The sequence below is a fragment of the Arthrobacter sp. TE12231 genome, assembly GCF_054062895.1.
Genome location: NZ_JBSSFS010000001.1, coordinates 1,113,530 through 1,132,042, shown reverse-complemented (window position 1 = coordinate 1,132,042; position 18,513 = coordinate 1,113,530). Strand labels below are relative to the sequence as shown.

13 protein-coding genes are annotated in these 18,513 nt (G+C 67.5%); 5 read left to right on the top strand and 8 right to left on the bottom strand.

What is annotated here, in order from left to right:
• The first annotated feature begins 12 nt into the window (after window positions 1–12).
• On the top strand, window positions 13–906 hold the full coding sequence (locus ACVWYS_RS05120) for a glycosyltransferase (RefSeq protein ID WP_456509414.1): 894 nt from the start codon (window positions 13–15) through the stop codon (window positions 904–906).
• A gap of 48 nt (window positions 907–954) precedes the next feature.
• Here the strand turns inward: ACVWYS_RS05120 and ACVWYS_RS05115 are convergent, their stop codons facing one another.
• Window positions 955–2,037, bottom strand: coding sequence for an acyltransferase family protein (locus ACVWYS_RS05115; RefSeq protein ID WP_456508581.1), 1,083 nt, complete (start codon window positions 2,035–2,037; stop codon window positions 955–957).
• A 163-nt stretch (window positions 2,038–2,200) separates the two neighbouring features.
• Between ACVWYS_RS05115 and rfbA the strand changes: the two genes are divergently transcribed.
• Window positions 2,201–3,070, top strand: coding sequence for a glucose-1-phosphate thymidylyltransferase RfbA (gene rfbA, locus ACVWYS_RS05110; protein WP_116766836.1), 870 nt, complete (start codon window positions 2,201–2,203; stop codon window positions 3,068–3,070).
• 78 nt (window positions 3,071–3,148) lie between these two features.
• On the top strand, window positions 3,149–5,260 hold the full coding sequence (locus ACVWYS_RS05105) for a DUF6541 family protein (RefSeq protein WP_456509413.1): 2,112 nt from the start codon (window positions 3,149–3,151) through the stop codon (window positions 5,258–5,260).
• Between the two features lie 60 nt (window positions 5,261–5,320).
• On the opposite strand, the gene ACVWYS_RS05100 is transcribed toward ACVWYS_RS05105, so the two are convergent.
• From ACVWYS_RS05100 to glf, 6 genes are all read right to left on the bottom strand, one after another.
• The gene (locus ACVWYS_RS05100) at window positions 5,321–6,049 is read right to left on the bottom strand and encodes a hypothetical protein (protein ID WP_456509412.1); all 729 of its coding nucleotides are present in this window, start codon (window positions 6,047–6,049) and stop codon (window positions 5,321–5,323) included.
• Window positions 6,033–7,793, bottom strand: coding sequence for a L,D-transpeptidase family protein (locus tag ACVWYS_RS05095; RefSeq protein ID WP_456509411.1), 1,761 nt, complete (start codon window positions 7,791–7,793; stop codon window positions 6,033–6,035). The genes ACVWYS_RS05100 and ACVWYS_RS05095 overlap by 17 nt, the downstream gene beginning before the upstream one ends.
• A gap of 181 nt (window positions 7,794–7,974) precedes the next feature.
• Window positions 7,975–8,727, bottom strand: a complete 753-nt coding sequence (locus ACVWYS_RS05090; RefSeq protein WP_344367293.1) for an ABC transporter ATP-binding protein — start codon at window positions 8,725–8,727, stop codon at window positions 7,975–7,977.
• A gap of 1 nt (window position 8,728) precedes the next feature.
• Complete coding sequence (locus tag ACVWYS_RS05085) at window positions 8,729–9,598, bottom strand: ABC transporter permease (protein ID WP_344367292.1); 870 nt, start codon at window positions 9,596–9,598, stop codon at window positions 8,729–8,731.
• A complete protein-coding gene (locus ACVWYS_RS05080; protein ID WP_456509410.1) occupies window positions 9,599–11,590 on the bottom strand; it encodes a glycosyltransferase in 1,992 nt (663 codons plus the stop codon).
• A complete protein-coding gene (gene glf, locus ACVWYS_RS05075; protein WP_344367291.1) occupies window positions 11,587–12,774 on the bottom strand; it encodes a UDP-galactopyranose mutase in 1,188 nt (395 codons plus the stop codon). The genes ACVWYS_RS05080 and glf overlap by 4 nt, the downstream gene beginning before the upstream one ends.
• A gap of 284 nt (window positions 12,775–13,058) precedes the next feature.
• On the opposite strand from glf, the gene ACVWYS_RS05070 reads away from it, so the two are divergent.
• Window positions 13,059–17,441 (top strand): FtsK/SpoIIIE domain-containing protein, encoded by a 4,383-nt coding sequence (locus ACVWYS_RS05070; RefSeq protein ID WP_456509409.1) that lies wholly within the window; start codon window positions 13,059–13,061, stop codon window positions 17,439–17,441.
• Between the two features lie 26 nt (window positions 17,442–17,467).
• On the opposite strand, the gene ACVWYS_RS05065 is transcribed toward ACVWYS_RS05070, so the two are convergent.
• Window positions 17,468–18,004, bottom strand: a complete 537-nt coding sequence (locus tag ACVWYS_RS05065) for a hypothetical protein (protein WP_425547219.1) — start codon at window positions 18,002–18,004, stop codon at window positions 17,468–17,470.
• A gap of 239 nt (window positions 18,005–18,243) precedes the next feature.
• Between ACVWYS_RS05065 and ACVWYS_RS05060 the strand changes: the two genes are divergently transcribed.
• Window positions 18,244–18,492 (top strand): WhiB family transcriptional regulator, encoded by a 249-nt coding sequence (locus tag ACVWYS_RS05060; protein WP_003804966.1) that lies wholly within the window; start codon window positions 18,244–18,246, stop codon window positions 18,490–18,492.
• The last annotated feature ends 21 nt before the right edge of the window (window positions 18,493–18,513 follow it).

The window sequence follows — 18,513 nt, the reverse complement described above, 5'->3', positions numbered from 1 at the left end:
ACGGACGCTCCCGTGCCCCGGACTACTGCCGTCGTTTCCCTGTTCAACCCCGACGACGGCGTGCTGGCGAACGCCGCCGCGCTGCTCGCCCAGGCTGACGCGGTGGTGGTCGTCGACGACGGCAGCCCCCGGGACACCGCCCGGATCCTGGCCGCGCTGGAAAGCCTGGGCTGCGGTGTGGTGCGGCTCGCCGAGAACTCCGGCATCGCCGCTGCGCTCAACGCGGGAATCACCGCGGCACTCGCGGCCGCCCCGAAGCCCGACTACATCCTGACCATGGACCAGGACTCGTTGCTGGACCCCGGCTACGTCGACGCGCTTCTCACCGCCGCCGCGGCCGCCGCCGGGGCCGGCGTCCCGGTCGGCATGGTTGCCCCGGCGTCGGTCCGTGGCTTGCCGGTGCGCCGAGGCCCGGTCCTGAACGGCATCCAGCTCGGCGGGGAACCCATCCAGTCAGGACTGCTGGTGCCGGTGCCGGTCCTCGAAAAGGTGGGCCTCTTCCAGGGCCCGCTGTTCATCGACGGCGTGGACAGCGAGTTCCACCTCCGGTGCGAGGCCGCGGGTCTCCGCACCGTGCTGGCCCCCAACGCCGCGCTCAACCATGCCCTGGGCAGCCCGGCCACAGCCAACGTCTTTGGCCGCGACGTGTCCGTCGCGGGCCGGCCACTTAAGATCAGGACGGCCGCGGACTGGCGCTACTACTACCTCTTCCGGAACCGGATCCTGCTCGCACGCCAGTACGGCCGGCGCTTTCCGCTGTGGACGCTCAAGGGCCTGCTGGCGGACTACCGCCACCTGGCGATCGTCACGCTGCTGGCCCCAGGCCGCGGGATCCGCCTGGCCAACGCCTTCCGTGGCATGGCGGACGGCGTGCGCGGAGTCTCCGGGCCACGCGCCCGGCACTAGCCGCCCGGGGTCCGCTCATGGGATGCGGGCCCGGGACGTGGCTTCCGGTCAGCCGGCGTTCTTGGCCCGCCGCATGACCGGGCGCTCAACGAAGAACCAGCTGGCCGCGGCGAACGGGATCGTGCACAGCGTGGCCGCCACGGTGAACCACGCGACGCCCCAGTGGTACGCCCCGAACACCGCCAGCAGCTGCTGGACGGGAAACGCGTAGATGTAGGCGCCGTAGGAGATGTCGTGACGGCCCACAATGGCGGGCTGCGGCAGCCACGTGGAAATCCAGAGAAGCCCGTAAGCAATGAAGGGCGCGGCGAGCTGACCGCCGAAGCCGTCGACGAAGAAGATCGACAGGGCAGCCAGCACGATCGAGACCGGGCCGGCCACCTTGTGGATGCCGATCTTGTTGCTGAGCACCTGCACCACGGCGCCGCCGAGGAAGTACGGGATCAGGCGTGCCGCGAGTTCAAAGTCCAGGTTCGACTGCAGGTAGGGCTTGAGGACGCCGACGTTGGCCCACAGGGCCACGCTGGCAATGAACGCGGCCACCACCGGCCACGGGGACTTGCGGACCAGGGGAATGAACGCCATCACGGCGACCAGCAGGTAGCACATGAACTCGAAGTACAACGTCCACAGCGAGCCGTTCCATGCCCCCGGATAAGGCACGCCCGCCGGGGTGCCGGCAATGTCGTAGCTGACAATCCGCAGGGACAGGTTAGCGAAGATGGAATTCAAAGGCGTAGTGGGCGTCTGCATGAAGCCGTGCAGGGAGCCGTGCTGGATCACGTAGGCGATCGGGGCGAAGCCGAAGGCCATGACGATCAGGCAGACAATGAACCCCGGGAAGATCCGGGCGACACGGTGCACCAGGTACCGGCCGATCCCGCTGCCAAAGCGGCTGGCCGTAATCAGGTAACCACTGATGCCGAAGAACCCGGCCACCGCCCAGCCGCCAAGGTTTTCGCCGCGGAACCCCCAGCCGTTGCCGGCGCCGACTATGTGCCAGCTATGGGCAAGCAGGACCATGAAGGCTAGAACCAGCCTGATGAGGTTCAAGCTGTTCTTCCGCGGGTCCAGCCGGCTCCCCACTGCCGGGGCCGGCTTTGCCTTGGGTGTCAGTACAGCTGCGCTCAATTCCGGCATCCTTCATCACGTAGTCCAGACCCACAATTCTACCTTGCAGGGCCCCGCACCCCGGGCGCCGGTTGCCCTGGGCACGCTCTTGAGCACGCGTTGCGCGCGCCGGAACGGGCACCTGGTTTGCTGTCACCGGCCAAGGTACGGAAGGATTGGGCCTATGCGTGGAATAATCCTGGCCGGCGGTACCGGCTCCCGGCTTCACCCCATCACCCTGGGCATCAGCAAGCAGCTCGTCCCCGTCTACGACAAGCCGATGATCTACTACCCCTTGTCCACGCTGATCCTTGCGGGCATCCGGGACATCCTCATTATCACCACGCCCCATGACGCAGAGCAGTTCCAGCGGCTCCTGGGCGACGGTTCCCAGTTCGGCGTCAACCTCACGTACATCCAGCAGCCTTCGCCGGACGGCCTGGCCCAGGCGTTCGTGCTGGGTGCCGAGCACATCGGCAACGAGACCGTGGCGCTGGTCCTCGGTGACAACATCTTCTACGGCCAGGGCATGGGCACGCAGCTGCGCCGGCACGCCGACATCGACGGCGGCGCCGTGTTCGGCTACTGGGTCCGCGATCCCAAGGCCTACGGCGTTGTGGAATTCGACGACGACGGCAAGGCCCTCTCGCTGGAAGAGAAGCCCGAAAAGCCGCGCAGCCACTACGCCGTGCCGGGCCTGTACTTCTACGACAACGACGTCATCGAAATCGCCAAGAACCTCAAGCCCTCGGCCCGCGGTGAACTCGAGATCACCGACGTCAACCGGACCTACCTTGAGCGCGGCAAGCTGCACGTGGAGATCCTCCCCCGCGGCACAGCCTGGCTGGACACCGGAACCTTCGATGACCTCAGCGACGCCTCCAACTTCATCCGCACGGTGGAAAACCGCCAGGGACTGAAGATCGGCGCCCCGGAAGAGATCGCCTGGCGGCTGGGCTTCCTGACCGACGACGAACTTCGCCAGCGCGCGGAGCCCCTGGTCAAGAGCGGCTACGGCGCCTATCTGCTGGGACTGCTGGACCAGACCATCTGACGTGCCAGCCTGTCCTGACGCGCCCGCCTGCGGCGGGCCGGTACCTGCCGGTGCCCGCATTTCTTCGAAGCTGATACGTTGACCTGGTTCCAGACGCTGCCGTACCTGCTCGAGGCAGCGCTGTTCCTGCTGCTGCCCGGCGGCCTGGTGACACTGAGCCTGGGCCTGCGGCGGCTGTCCGCGGTCGCCCTGGCAGGACCGGTCACAATTTCCATTGCGGCGGTCCTCGCCGTGGTCCTGCCGTTCGCGCACATCCCCTGGACGCCCGCTGCCGTGCTGGCCGGGGGCATCCTGATCGCCGCCCTGCTCTTCGGGATCCGATTCTTCGCGCTCCGGCGCCTGCACCCGGGCAGCAGCCTGCGGCACACCCTAACCACCGCCTCCCTCGGGGCATCCCCCGCGGGAACTTCCCCCGCCGACGCGCAGCAGCCGAAGGCAGGCCGGCCCCGCAGCGACGTCTGGGTTGCAGCGGCCTTCGTCGCGGGGGCGGCGCTGATCCTGCTTGAACTCGCAGTCGTTTTCGGCACTCCGGAAAGTTTCTCCCAGACATTCGACAACGTGTTCCACCTCAACGGAGTGCGATACATTCTCGATACCGGCAACGCGTCCTCGCTGTCGATGTCGAAGATGACCAGCGGCGACGCGGCACCCTACTTCTATCCCGCCGCCTGGCACGGCCTGGCCGCGGCCCTCGTCCAGCTGACAGGCCTGCCGATTACGGCGGCCGTGAACGTGCTGAACATGGGGGTGGCCGCAGTGGTGTGGCCGCTGGGCTGCATGATGCTGACACGGACAGTGGCGGGCAAGCGGCCGGTGGCCGTCGGCGCTGCCGCGATCCTATCCGCACTGTTCGCGCCGTTCCCGCTCCTGCTGCTGGATTTCGGCGTACTGTACCCGAATTTCCTGGCCATCAGCATGCTCCCGGCCGTCCTGGCCAGCATTGCCCTGCTGTTCCGGGTCGCGCGCGATCTTCAGTGGCCGCCGATGCCGCGGTTCACGCTGCCGCTGCTGATCCTTCCGGGACTTGCCCTGGCCCATCCGAACGGCTTCATGTCGCTCCTGGCACTCTCGGTTCCGATCGTCCTGCAGGCCTACGCCCGTTTGGCCGCCGACCACGGTTACCGGGCCCGCCACCGGAACGTCTGGCTCCTTGCCAGCCTGGGCCTGGGCGCCGGTGCGGTGGCCCTCTATCTGCTGTGGACCAATATCCGGCCGCCGGAAGATGCCGCATTCTGGGAACCCGTGCAAACGCCCCGGGGTGCCGTGTGGGACGTTGTCGCCAACGCCGCGATCGACCGCCCGGCTGCGATCGGCGTCAGCGTGCTCATGCTGATCGGACTCTACGTGTGCTGGCGGCGCGGCGGCAGGACATGGATGATCGCAGCCTTTGTCATCACCGGCGTGCTGTACGTGGTCGTCTCCGGCACCCTGAAGGGCGATCTGCGCAGCGCCCTGACCGGCGTCTGGTACAACGACAGCAACAGGCTCGCGGCGCTCCTGCCGCTAACTGCCCTGCCGTTTGCCGCCGTCGGCGTCGATTCCTTCGCCGTCTGGCTGCGCCGCCGGCTTGACCGGCTGGCAGCGTCGCGCCCGGCAGAGAAGGACAGTGCAGCGAAGGACGGTGCCGGCAAGGAAAGTGCAGCCAAGGAAAATACAGGGGCCGGCCGCGGCAGCAGGATTGCCTTCACCGCCATCTGCGGCGTACTGGCGCTTGCCGTGCTTGCGTCCCAGGTCCCCTCGATGAGGGCCGCCATCGGTTCGGCCCGGATGAACTACCTCGAAACCGACCATTCGCTGCTCATCTCCACGGACGAACAGAAAATCATTGACCGGCTGGACGGGATTGTTCCCGAGGGCGACGCCATCGCCGTGAACCCGTGGACCGGCGGTGCCCTGGCCTATGCCCTGGCCCACCGCGAGACCACCGCCAAACACATCCTGACGGCCAACACGGCCGCCGTCGACATCCTCAACCAGAACCTCCGCAACGCCGACACCGATCCCGACGTCTGCGCCGCGCTGAAGGCGACGGGCGTCCGCTACGTCCTGGACTTTGGCCCCAATGAAGTCCACTTCGGCGATCATCCCTTCCCGGGACTGGAGAACCTCAACAACTCGCTGGCCGTCCGGCTCGTACTGGCAGAAGGCGGCGCACGGCTTTACGAAGTGACAGCCTGCAGGGGCACATGAGTCCCGGGAAAGTGGTCCGGACACGAGTCCCTGGAATGCGGCCCGCGAAATGAGTGCCACCTAGCTGAGCTTGGCGAGTTCGGCGAGTTCGGCTTTCAGGTTCTCCGGCTCGGCCGCATCGGCCGGGAGGGCAAGGGTTACCCGCACCACGGTCAAACCGTTCGCTGCCTCAAGGACATATTCCGTAGTCCCGCTGAGGCGGTTGACCGAGTACCACGCCTTGGCCCCCAAGTCCGGGACGGGCTCGGGAGACATCATCAGCCGGGGCAGTCCGAGTCCGTCCAGCGCAGCCTGGTCCGGCGCGGTGGTCCTGGCCACAAGAAGCGCATTCCCCACGTCGGCGGCCTCTCCGGCACCGACCGGGGCCAATGCGAACGTGCAGACGACGTCGGCAACGCCGTCCTTCGAGGACGCCTGGGCTTCCGCCGGCTGAACGTTGGCGGCCACAGCGCCCAGCACGCGCCGGACATCGGGCAGCGCCGGCTGCGCGCAGCGATCGCCCGTCGACGGTGCCACCGTGCGGCCGTCGTGCGTCAACGGCTCGTCCCCGGGGGCGACGCCGGAGGTTGCGGTCGGAGTGGGGGCCGACGTCGGGACGGCGGCGGACTGCTCCGGGGCAGGGGCCGGAGCGGCGGTGCAGCCGGCCAGGGCCAGGCTTGCGGCGAGGGCAAGCAGGCCGGTGTAGCGCAGGCCGGAGCGCCGCGCCGGGCACTGGGCCGGGCGGCGTCGGCCCGCTGCCTCACCCTCCCGGGGAACGGCCTGGCTGGTTGAGCTAGTTGAAGATGTCATACGCGACCCCCATCACAAACCGGTCTCCCGAATGCGCCGTCCTCAGGTATTGCAGGAGGTCTCCGTCGTTGAGGGAGATGCAACCCCAGGTGGGCAGGTTGTTGCCGTGGAGGAAAATCGCGAATCCCGCATTCATGGTGATGGGCGCATCCGGCGGCCGGTTGTAGTTGATGACGACGCCCTGGCGGTAATCATGGGACGGCCGGGTTGCGAAGTACCACATGTTCTCGTCCGGGAAGACGTCCGAGCTCGACTCGAAGTACTTATTGTAGTTCGCATTGAGCCGGCCGCCCCAGCGCGAATAGGGATTGAGGGTGCGGTACGGCAGGGCCGTCCCGGGGTTGCCCAGGCCGAAGGCCTGGGTGACGGTGAAGGACCCCGTCGGGGAGAACGCCTGCCAGGTGGGCCCGGTCGCGACGCCAGGCGCCGCGAAGCCGGACTCGCCGGCGTGCCCGAGCGCGCCCCATTCTTTGGCGTAGCTTCCGTCCGGCTGGCGGACGCAGGTAATGAAGGTGATGCGGGTGGACCTGTAGTCGTCGGCAATCGCGAAGGACACCCGCGAGGCGCCGGCGGTGCGGTACTTCACGGCTCCGGAGTTGAGGGCCGGGCAGTAAGCGGCCGAGGTCAGCCTGTAACGGACGCCGGATCCCGGAACCCACTGGAGGACGCCGTACTGGAAGGACTGGCTGCAGAAACCGCTCCGGTCGCAGGCCTCGGCCGTGACCGGGTACCCGAGGGCGCCGTCCTGGGCCTTGCGGGCCGCGTAGAACTGTCCGAGACCACCCCACACCGCCTGAGTCCCGGCGCCGGCCGCATAGTAGATCCGTCCGCGCTGAAAGGACTGGGCGCAGCCACCGCCGCGGAGCCCGCAGCTTTCGGCGCCCGTCGGGTAGCCCAGGTAGCCCCGGCTGCCGCCCAGGGCAAGGTAACGGGCGTTGATGGCGCCCCACACCGGGAAGGTCCCGGCACCGGGGGCAAAGTACACGGCGCCGCGCTGGAAGCGCTGCGTGCAGGCCCCGCCGGGCAGGCCGCAGGTCTCGGCGTCCAGCGGATAGCCGAGATACCCGTTCAGTCCGCCGAGGGATTCATAGGTGGCATTGATGGCGCCCCAGACTGGAAAGGTCCCCTTCCCGGTCACGTTGTAGACGCTGCCGCGTTGGAATGCCTGCTGGCACACCCGGGGATCTCCCCCGCAGCGGGCGTCCCCGGTCGGGTAGCCGAGATAGCTTGTGACGCCGCCGCCCTTGAGCCAGGCGTCCTCCAGCGCCCCGGTCAGCAGGTGGGCGCCGGTGGCTTTGCTCCAGGCGATCGTTCCGTGTTTGAAGGTCTGCAGGCAGCCTCCGCCGGCCAGGCCGCATTGCTGCACGGCCGTCGCGAGGCCCACGGCTCCAGTGGCGCCGCCGAGGCGCTCGTATTCGGCGCCGATGGCACCGGGGACGCGGATGGCTGCCTCCGCGGCAGCTGCCGTGGGCGCCGCCGTCGCCGCCTTTGCGGCAGGCGTCGGTTTTGGCGTCGCGCGTGGCGTCGCCGTCGGCGTCGGTTGTGGCGTCGCCGTCGGCGTCGGTTGTGGTGTTGCCGTGACCGGGGCCGCCGGCGCCGCCGTGGGTGGGCTGGCGGTGGCGGCGTTGCCTGCGGTGGCCGATGGTGCGGGCTGCGGTGGCGGGGAGCTGTCCGCGGCGGCTCCCTGGGCGAGGCTGGCCGCCACGATGCCGGTTACGGCCGCGACTGCCACGGCCCTCGTCATGATTCGCAGCCAACCGGGCCACGAAGGCCCCGGTCCCCTGCCGCGTCGCTCGCTGGACCCCACAGCTGTCATCGTTGCTCCCGCATCCCCCGGTACGGGGCTGAGCCCCCGTTTCGGGCCTATCCTAACGGACAGCCTGCGGGGAGCCGGCCGGGCACGCCGCTACACGGCGAGGGACCTGCTACATGGCGAGGGACCTGCGCCGGAGTTCGCCGACGACGTCGTGCACTTCTCCGTCCATGACGATTTGGCCGTGTTCGAGCAGCACACCGCGCTCACACACGGTGGCCACGAGGTCCAGGTCATGGCTCACGACAAACAGGGTCTTCCCCATGTCCGAGAGTTCCTTGATCTTCGCGATGCACTTGCGCTGGAAGGGCTCGTCACCCACGGCGAGGATCTCGTCGATCAGGAAGACTTCCGGGTCCGTGTGCACAGCGATGCTGAACGCCAGCCGCAGGTACATGCCGGAGGAATAGAACTTCACCTCGGTGTCGATGAACTCGCCGATTTCGGAGAATTCCACGATCGAGTCGAACTTCTCGTCGATCTGTTTTTCGGTCATGCCCAGGATGGCGCCGTTGAGGTAGACGTTGTCCCGTCCGCTGAGGTCGTGGTGGAAGCCTGCGCCGACCTCGATCAGGCCGGCGACGCGGCCGCGCGTGCGCACCGTGCCGCCGTCGGGCTGAAGGACCCCGGAAATGAGCTTCAGGAGCGTTGACTTTCCGGAGCCGTTGAGCCCCATGAGCGCCACCGTCTCGCCTTGCTTGACTTCAAGCGAGACGTGGTTGAGGGCCAGGAACTTCTTCGACAGGTCACCCTTGCGCCCCCTCACGAGCCAGACGAGGGCTTCCTTCAGGGAACGGGTGTGTCGGAGCACGAACTGTTTCCGGACGTCGGTGCAGATGATGGCCACGTGGCCTTGCGGCGTCATGTCAGAGCTCCTGAGCGAAGTGGACGGCGAGCCGGCGGAACGTCAACTGCCCGACGAACAGCACGGCCAACGTGATCAGCATGGCGATGGGCAGCCACAGCGTCAGCATGCCGGGGGGTGTGGCGTCGTTGACCAGCTGGTCCGCCTTGAGCGTCGGTTCCCAGAAGGCCCAGTGGAAGACCTCGACGGCGACCGTCATCGGGTTCAGCTGGTAGATCCAGAACCAGTCGCCCATCACCTTTGCGACCATCGTCCAGAGGTAGAGGACCGGGGAAGCCCAGGTGACGACCATGACGATCATGTCGACGATGTTTTCCGAGTCCCGGAAATACACGTTCATGGCGCCGAACAGCAGGCCCAGGCCCGTGCCCAGGACGGCGACCATGAGGAAGATCAGGACCACCGCGGCGAGCTGCAGCAGCGTGGGCGCCCACCCGACCACCAGGCAGGCACCGACCAGCACCACCAGTTGGGGCAGGAAGTGCGCTGCCGAGACCCAGACCGTTGCCACCGGGAAGAGCTCCCGGGGCAGGTAGATCTTCCGGATCAGGTCCCGGTTGTCCACGATCGAGCGGGTGGCGTTGGACAGCGATTCCGTGAAGAAGTTCACCAGGACAATGCCGGAGAACAGGTAGATCGCATAGTTTGGCGTTCCCCGCTGAAGGTTCAGGAAGATGCCCAGCGCCACGAAGTAGATCAGGAACTGCACGAGCGGCTTCACATAGGACCACAGCAGGCCCAGCACGGAGCCGCGGTAGCGCACCTTGATTTCCTTGCGCACCAGCAGCTTCAGGAGGAAGCGGTCGCCGTAGACGTCCAGGAGCCCGTGCCCGGATCCGGGCTTGATCAGTTGGTCGGTTTGACCAGCCATCTACCTGCCGTCCTCGGAGTTCGCCTCGAACGTCTTCTTCCACGCATCGATGGAGCTGATCTCGGTGACGGCGCGGCGGTACTGTGCGGCAAGACTGTCCCATTCCCGGAACAGTTTTGCGTGCAGCATGGTCGCTTCGGTCAGCATCGATTTGAGCTTCTTCGGGTCGCGCTGGTACCACGAGGCGCCCGTGCCCTCCGCGTTGGAGACCACCACACTGTCATAGTGCGCCACCCGGTACCACCGGTTGTCGCGGTGGGCCAGGTAGCCCTGGGGCCGTTCGGCGCTTTCCGGTCCCGGCGCCTTGATGAGCTGGCGCGCCACCGTTTTGATGCCCCACGGGATCAGCTGCTTCTTGCTGGGAAGGCCCACGACGGTCCCGCCCATCGGCCCGCGGCCGATTTTGGGCGCCGGGAAGTCATCGACGTCTTCCTTCAGCTGGGCGTCCGGGTACTGCGCCTTCAGCGCGTTGATTTCCGGCAGCTTGGTGCCGAGCACCTTGTGGAGGTCGTCGGGACCCTTCAGGAGGTCCCGCAGCGCGTCGATACGCCCGTGCTCGGTGAAGTACTGCATGGACACGAGGTGCTTGACGTCGGACTGGAAAGATTCGCGCAGCACGCGGCCGCCCTTAGGGTACGGGCTGTGGATCAGGGTGGTGATCAGCCGGTTCCGCGCGTGGAAGTAGGCCTGCCAGCCGACGAGGTCATCCTTGTCGATCCAGGACACGTGCCAGACGGCAGCACCCGGCATCGACACCGTGGCAAAGCCCGCTTCACGGGCGCGCAGCCCGTATTCGGCGTCGTCCCATTTGATGAACAGAGGCAGGGACAGCCCGATTTCCTGGATCACCTTCGTGGGGATCAGGCACATCCACCAGCCGTTGTAGTCCACGTCCACGCGGCGGTGCAGCCAAGGTGTCTGACGCAGGTTCGCGACGCTGAAATCGTGCCGCGTCTCCATGTCGGCATGCGGCAGGGCCGGGACGATCCGGTAGGGGTCCACCACCTCGCCGAAGGTGTGCAGGACGCTGCGGTTGTAGAGGTCGAACATGTGGCCGCCGACAATCGTCGGCTTGCGGCAGTGGTCGGCGAAGGTCAGGAGCCGGACGATGCTCTCGGGTTCGACGACGATGTCGTCGTCGAGCAGCAGGGCGTAGTCGCTTCCGTTTTCGACGGCCTCGAACATGCCCCGCGCGAAGCCACCGGAGCCGCCGAGATTGGCCTGGTTGATGACCCGCAGCTTGCCGCCGAGGGCGTCCCGCACAGCGGCGAAGCCCTCCTGGTTCTGGACCTTCTGCGTGCCCTGGTCCACGATCAGGATTTCCTTGACGTTCTCAAGCACCTCCGCGTTCTCCGCCAGGATGCGGGCGTTGTTCAGGCAGAAGTCAGGCTTGTTCATCGTGGTGATTTCCAGGGTCACCTGGCCCTTGGTCGCGGGGCCACCGGTAGCCTGCCACGCGCCGTTCTTCAGGACGAGGTCGCCGGTGCTGGCGGCCAGGTCGAACCAGTACCAGCCGCCGTCGCCGAAAGGCTTGAGCGAGAGCTCGAACGTGGAGGTGGTGTCGCCGTCGACGTGCTTGCCGTCGACGCGCTGGACTGAGCCGCGGGCGTTCGACTTGTAGACGGTAACCGTTCCCGGGCCGGACGTCTCCACGACCAGGCGGATGTCACGCACCGAGGTCCAGCGGCGCCAGTAGCTGGCAGGGAAGGCGTTGAAGTAGGTGCCGAACGAGATCTGCTCCCCGGAGCGCACGCGCATGGAGTGCCGGCCAAGGAGGTCCTCGAAGTGCGCCTCGCGGCTCTCTGAGCTGAACATCTGCAGCTTGTCTTCGAGCAGCTTGGGGGTGCGGGCGAATTCGTCGTTCTCCCGGAGCCGGATGCCGCTGGCGGTGCCAGCGTCAACGTAGAGGGATACGGTGTCGGTCTGGTCCGTCGATGGCAGGATGACCCGCTGAATCGGGTTCCAGCCGGGTGTCGTTTCAGCGGCGCTCATGCGTCCACTCCTCCGCTTTCAATCGTGGCGCCGGCCTCGAAATGCGGCCGGATCTTGTTCTCAAACATGGTCAGGGCAGAGCCGATGGCCATGTGCATGTCCAGGTATTTGTAGGTGCCGAGGCGTCCGCCGAAGAGGACGTCCTTCTCGGCTGCCGCGAGGTCGCGGTACTTAAGCAGGCGCTCCCGGTCGGCGGAAGTGTTGATCGGGTAATAGGGCTCGTCGCCCTTTTCCGCCGCGCGGGAGAATTCGCGCATGATGACGGTCTTCTCCGTCTGGTAGTCGCGTTCCGGGTGGAAGTGGCGCGGCTCGATGATGCGTGTGAACGGCACGTCGTCGTCGTTGTAGTTGACCACGGAAGTTCCCTGGAAATCGCCGACGTCGAGGACTTCTTCCTCGAAGTCGATCGTGCGCCAGGAGAGATCGCCTTCGGCGTAGTCGAAGTAGCGGTCGACGGGACCGGTATAAACAACCGGGATGGTGCCGACCACCTTGTCCTTGCTGTACTCGTGCGACTCGTCGAAGAAGTCCGTGTTGAGCCGGACCTCAATGTTCGGGTGCTCGGCCATCTTCTCGATCCAGGCCGTGTAGCCGTTGGTCGGCAGGCCCTCGTACTTGTCGTTGAAGTAACGGTTGTCGTAGTTGTACCGGACGGGGAGGCGGGAAATGATGCCCGCGGGCAGGTCCTTGGGATCCGTCTGCCACTGCTTGCCGGTGTAGTGCTTGATGAACGCCTCGTAGAGCGGACGGCCGATGAGCTGGATGCCCTTGTCGTTCAGGTTCTGCGGATCGGTGCCCGCCAGTTCGCCGGCCTGTTCGGTGATCAGTTCCCGCGCCTGGCCGGGGGTGAGGTTGGCCCGGAAGAACTGGTTGATCGTGGCCAGGTTGATGGGCAGGGAGTACACCTCGCCCTTGTGCACGCCATAGACCTTGTGAACGTAGTTCGTGAAGGTGGTGAAGCGGTTCACGTACTCCCACACACGGTCGTTGGACGTGTGGAAGAGGTGGGCACCGTAGCGGTGCACCTCGATGCCGGTCTGTTCTTCCTTTTCGCTGTAGGCATTGCCGCCGATGTGGTGGCGGCGGTCGATGACGACTACCTTCAAGCCCAGCTCTGTGGCGGCCTGTTCTGCGATTGTCAGGCCAAAGAAGCCCGACCCTACGATGACGAGGTCAGCGGTCACAAACTCTCCTGATTCGAATGCGGGCAGCCCAATGTTGCGCATTGTCTGCTGCTCTAGCCTACCCGAGGCGCCATTGCAGTCGGCGCCCGGCCCGCGTCGCGCGGCCTGCGTGCGGCGCGCTTGCAGCCCGCGTGCGGCGCAGGTGCTGCGCGCGTACGGCGCGGGTGCTGCGCATGCGCTGCCTGCTCCGGGGTTGTCCACATAGCCCAATTTCGCGGCTGCAACCAAGCCGACGCGTCCCTAACGTGGGAAGCGGGCCGCCACGCGGGAAAGGACGCCCCCTGATGATTTTCCACTGCACGCTTGTGCCGGGCACTGCCCTCCACTGCACTCTCACGCAGGGCACCCACGGGTCTGGATCGACGCCGGAAGGGCAGCTCATCGAGCTCGCCGTCGATGTGCCAGCCGCTTGCACCGGCGCAGATCTGGAAGCTGCCATCGCCCGTCGCCACGGGACAGGTGAACTATTTGTCCGGGGAGCCCCGGTTTCCGCCATGACGGTGGGCGTCGCTCCCCTGGTCCCGGGCGCCGTGCTGATTGACGGTGCTCTGTCCACTAAGGGCTCCGGGTCCACTAGGGGCTCCGGGCTTGCGGGCAGTGGGTTTGCCGGCACCGCGTCTCCCGATGGTTCCGCCGCGCGATCCCGGCCCCGGCCCGGGCACCCGAAACCTGCCATGTTGTTGCTCGCCGTCCACAGCGGTCCCGGCGCGGGCACCGTCGTCGCGCTGCAACGGGGCCAGTTCCGGATCGGACGCAGCGGGACAGAGATCCAGATCCCTGACGCCGCACTCTCCCGGGAGCACGCACGCCTGGACGTCTCGGACTCGGCCGTCACGATCGTCGACCTCGGGAGCGCGAACGGAACCAGCGTCGACGGCCGCAAAGTGCGGTCGGCGCCGGTAACCACGGCGTCCTCGATCCGCTGCGGCGACTCCACCATGTCGCTCCGGCTAGGGCCGCCGACCGAGCCGGACGCTGCGGCGGCCTCCCTGACGGCGTATGCAGGCGGCAGCGTGGCCGAGCCACTTGTTGTCCGCGGCACCGCTGCCCCAGGCCACCGGGCCGCCGTGGTTCTGGCCGCGGTGCTGCCGCTCCTGACCGGCATCGGCCTGGCCCTGCTCACCGGCATGTGGATGTTCCTGGCCTTTACCGCGGTATCTGCCGTATCCGTCCTCGTCCCGGTTCTGTCGGGCCGGCGCCAGCGCCGCGAGCTCGCCGCTGCCATCGCGGCGGCGGTGTTGCAGGACCGGGACCGACGCCGGCAGGCCGCCCCCTCCGCGGCGGACCTTGTTCTTACTTCTGCGGCCGAGGCCTCCGCACCACGCGGCGCATCCCGCGGGGAGCCTCCGGGCATCTGGCTGCGACTCGGCCTTGCGGATCAGCGGGCGAATATCCGGCTGGAACCGCCCGAATCCGGCTTCCGGCCCCCGACCCTAGGCCCGGCGCCCCTGACCTTGGACCCGGCGTCTGCGGTGGTGACTATCCACGGGCCCGCGTCCGCGGCCGCGGGGCTGCTGCGCTCCTTCATCCTGCAACTGGCCGCCTACCCCCACGCCGGCAGCACCTGTGTGCTCGTGCACGGCGCGGCGGACACGCTGCCGTTGGCGGCGCGCTTCCTGCCCGGCGTCACGTTGTCCGCGACTCACGCTGTCACCGCAGCCCGCTTGGCTGGCGGTCCCGGGGAGGGATGTGCCCACGGAGTCCTCATCCTCTGGGACGCTCCCTGGCAAGCCAGGAAGTTCAGTGCTGCGGCCGGTCCGGACGCTGCCGATGAGGACGCGGCCGAACGGGGCACTGCCGGTCGGGCCGCTGCCGGCACGCGGCCCACGTTGCGGCACTTGGCCACGGCACACGGCTGGAGGGTGATTGAGTATCTACCGGAACAAGGCCCCGATCAGCACCCCGGCATCGTCCTCGGCCGGCCCGGCGCCCTCATCACGGCAGACGCCCCACCTGTGGAGTTCATCCCTGATCTTGTCCCGCCGGGCGTCTTTGACCGTTTTTGCCGCAGATTCAACGCCGCCGGGCGGACCCCGGCGGATCTCCCGCCAACCGTCCCGCACCGCTGTGGACTGGCGGACGTTCTTCCCCTCGCGGCTGCGGATATCTCCCGGCGCTGGGCCCGGAGCCGCTCCCCCGCCGGACTGGGGGTTCTTGTCGGTATGGGAAGCTCGGGGGCCATTCGGATCGATGTGAAGGCGGACGGTCCGCACTTCCTGGTCGCAGGGACTACGGGTTCCGGGAAGTCGGGGTTTCTGCGGACCTTCGCCGCCGGGCTCGCGGCCAGTCATCCCCCGGACCGGGTCAACCTGCTCTTCATAGATTTCAAGGGCGGCTCGGGCCTGGGCCCGCTGACCGGGCTCCCGCACTGCGTCGGCCTGCTGACGGATCTCGGCGCTCCCGACGTGGAGCGCACGCTCGTATCATTGCGGGCCGAGGTTCGGCGCAGGGAAGAGCTGCTGGCTCGGGTGAATGCGCCGGATCTTGCGACGTATGAGTCATCACGAGGGGACGGCCCGGCCGTGCCCTATCTGGTCATCGTCGTTGACGAGTTCAGGATCCTGGTGGACGAAGCCCCCGACGCCCTGTCCGAACTCATGCGGATTGCTGCCATCGGCCGGTCGCTGGGGATCCATCTCATCATGGCCACCCAGCGCCCTCAGGGAGCCCTGAACGCCGACATCAGGGCCAATGTCACCACCTGCATCGCCCTCCGGGTCCAGTCCAGCCTCGAATCGGTCGACGTCATGGGCTCCGGCCTCGCGGCCGCAATCCCCATCGCACGGCCCGGGCGGGCGTTCTTGATTCGCGGCACACAAGCCCCAGAGGAGTTCCAGACGGCCACCATGACGTCCGGGACGGACGCGCCGGCAGACGGTACAGTCACGGTGCGCACAGTCACGGAGACTTTGACCCGGCCGCAGACGGCCGGCCTCGCGGCCGACGGCTTCCCCGGTCGGCAGGAAGACTCCGGCGCCGCGGCCCGGACGCCGGCACAGGTGGCCGCGCCGCTCATCGACGTCGTTGCGGGCCTGTGGCAGGAACGCGGCGGCCCGCTGCCGCGCCGGCCCGTAGCGGACCCCCTGCCGGAACGATTGCCGTACCCGGGTCCAGGGCAGGCCGACCGGGACCTGATCCGATTGGGCCGGGTAGACCTGCCGGAACTCCAATGCGTCAGGGAACTGAGCTGGAGCCCTGACAAGCATGGGCATCTGGGCTTCGTCGGCGCCGGGGCCGGCACCAGCGACGCCACTCTGGCCCTCGCAGTCGATCAGCTTCTGGCCGGCAATCTGGAGTCGCACCTCTACGTCCTCGACGCCACCGGTGCCTTCGTCTCCATCGCGGCGGCGCCCCGGTCCGGCGCGGTGGCAGGCCTGCACGAACTCCGACGGGCCGCCAGGGTGCTGCAACGGGTCGCGGAAGAAGTCACTTTCCGGCTCAGTGTGCCGGCGGCCTCGCCCCGGCCCTTACTGGTCCTGGTGCTCAACGCCTGGGGTGCCTGGGTGTCGGGCTTCCGTTCCGGGCCGCTGGCATGGGCCGAAGACCTGGTCCATGACATCGTGCGCGACGGACCCCGGGCCGGGATCACTGTTGTGGTCTCCGGCGAGCGCGAGCTCGTGACGTCCAGGTTTTTCGCCGCATTGCCAAACCGGATCTTCTTTCCCGCGGGGTCCACCGACGAGGGCCGTCTTGCCTGGCCGCGGCTTCCTGCGTTGGAGCCGATCCCGGGGCGCGTCGCCGTATTCGGTGCGTTCGTCCCGGTTCCCGGGGCAACCGGGCACCCGGCCCAGATGTTCGAGCCGATGGCAACTGGCGGGCGGAGCAAGGTTTTCGGAGCCGTCGCGACGAAGCCGTTTCGGGTCGACGCCCTGCCAACACTGGTGACGGTTGACGAGGTTCTGGCCGGCTGCAGGGCTCCCGGGGGCGGCCCTCGGAGTGCGCCGCCTGCGCCGTCCGTGCGACCCGCGTCCACGATCGCTGCCGCGTCTGCTGCAGTGGATCGTGCAGTGGATGGTGGAGTGCCCGGGACCGCACGGGTCCCGGTCCCGGCCACCGAACTGCTCATCGGGGTGGCCGGAGACGAGCTCCGGCCGTGTGGAATCCGACTGCCGGCCGGCGGTGTCCTTGCGGTCCTTGGCGGCCCGGCATCCGGGAAGAGCACGTTGCTGGCCGCGCTCCCGGCGATGAACCCTGCAGGAGCGTGGCTCTCACCGCAGCCAGGGACCGATCCCGGCCAATACTGGTCCGCAGTCCATGCCTCCGCGCTCGCTGGCACCCTCGACCGGACTGCGATAGCGCTGGCAGATGACGCTGATCTGCTCCCGCCCGAGGCCAACAGCAACCTGGCGACCCTAAACAGCCTGGGCTGGCGTGTGGTCCTGGCCGCGGGTTTCGGCCCCGGATTCGGGCAACGCGTAACCCTCGCCGGCATCGCGCGCAGCCAGGGACGGGCGGTCCTGATTCGTCCGCGGGGTCTCATCGACGGCGACATGTTCGGCGTTCGGTTCGAACCGGAACAGAATCCTCCGCCAGGACGCGCTGTCGTCATATCCGACGGCCGGGCGACGCCCGTCCAACTGGCTGCAGACCGACTTACCGGCGGCCCGGTCCGCATATCCCCCGGACGGAGGGCCGCACGTGCTGGGCCGCTACAGGACTCGACGTGAGCAGGCGGGAGGTAGGCTGCGGGTCGCTACAGGGCGGGCGGGGCTCCGGCTGCCCGTGACCCGAAGGCGATGACCCGCTTGTCGAACAGGAGCACAATGGCCGTGGCTGCAGGAACCACCATGGCCAGTCCGGCGAGCGGATAGCCGCCGGTCAGGGTCGGGAAGCCGATGCTCAGGACGATGAGCTGGGCTATCAGGGCACCTGCCCGCGGCCAGCGGAACCCCCGCATGAGGAAGCGTGCCACGGCGAAAAGCCAGACGGAGGCCGCCAGAAGGAGGCACAGCGTGAAGACGGCGCCCCAGAAGGAGAGTACCGGTGCCCCGGTCACGAGCTGGGTCCCGTACCAGACGCCCGCCAGGAGCAGGGCCGTGGCTTCAAGCGCCACGACGACGGCGATGACGACGACGGCGCGGGGCCGCACGACGGCTGTGGCGGGGTCGCCGGCCTCGCGCCGGAGGGGATTTTCGCCGGGATTCCCCCCTGCATGGTTGCTTGGACTGTCGCCCGCATTTTCAGCGGCATTTTCGCGGGGATCTTCGGGGTTCACGGGGGGCCTTGACACACTGGCACACTACCGGACATAGTCGTCTAGATGTGAGGACGTCGCTACTCAATGTGATGCATCGCTCACGGTCTCGAGGCATTTTGACCTCTATTACCCCTTGTTTACACAGCGTTAACATGACACGCTTAATCCAGATGACCGAGGGGGCCCCAATGGGCCCTTTTCTTATGAAGCCTCTAGTGAATAATTTCACAAAGGCATTTAACGAGTTCCCAGGAATGGAGTGACTGATCAGCATGGATTGGCGTAACCGCGCAGCCTGCCTTGACAAGGACCCGGAGCTGTTCTTCCCCGTTGGAAACACCGGCCCTGCCCTCCTGCAGATCGAGGAAGCGAAGAGCGTTTGCCGGCGCTGCCCCGTTGTGGACACCTGCCTGCAATGGGCGTTGGAGTCCGGCCAGGACGCCGGCGTCTGGGGCGGCATGAGCGAGGACGAGCGCCGTGCCCTGAAGCGCCGCGCCGCACGCGCCCGGCGCGCTTCCTGATCCAGCTGCCGAAGCGCCGGC

Excerpts from the sequence above, each read along its gene's own strand:
- rfbA (WP_116766836.1), top strand. The coding sequence starts at position 2,201 with ATGCGTGGAATAATCCTGGCCGGCGGTACCGGCTCCCGGCTTCACCCC.
- ACVWYS_RS05100 (WP_456509412.1), bottom strand. The coding sequence starts at position 6,049 with ATGACATCTTCAACTAGCTCAACCAGCCAGGCCGTTCCCCGGGAGGGT.
- ACVWYS_RS05095 (WP_456509411.1), bottom strand. The coding sequence starts at position 7,793 with ATGACGAGGGCCGTGGCAGTCGCGGCCGTAACCGGCATCGTGGCGGCC.
- ACVWYS_RS05090 (WP_344367293.1), bottom strand. The coding sequence starts at position 8,727 with ATGACGCCGCAAGGCCACGTGGCCATCATCTGCACCGACGTCCGGAAA.
- ACVWYS_RS05085 (WP_344367292.1), bottom strand. The coding sequence starts at position 9,598 with ATGGCTGGTCAAACCGACCAACTGATCAAGCCCGGATCCGGGCACGGG.
- ACVWYS_RS05080 (WP_456509410.1), bottom strand. The coding sequence starts at position 11,590 with ATGAGCGCCGCTGAAACGACACCCGGCTGGAACCCGATTCAGCGGGTC.
- ACVWYS_RS05070 (WP_456509409.1), top strand. The coding sequence starts at position 13,059 with ATGATTTTCCACTGCACGCTTGTGCCGGGCACTGCCCTCCACTGCACT.
- ACVWYS_RS05060 (WP_003804966.1), top strand. The coding sequence starts at position 18,244 with ATGGATTGGCGTAACCGCGCAGCCTGCCTTGACAAGGACCCGGAGCTG.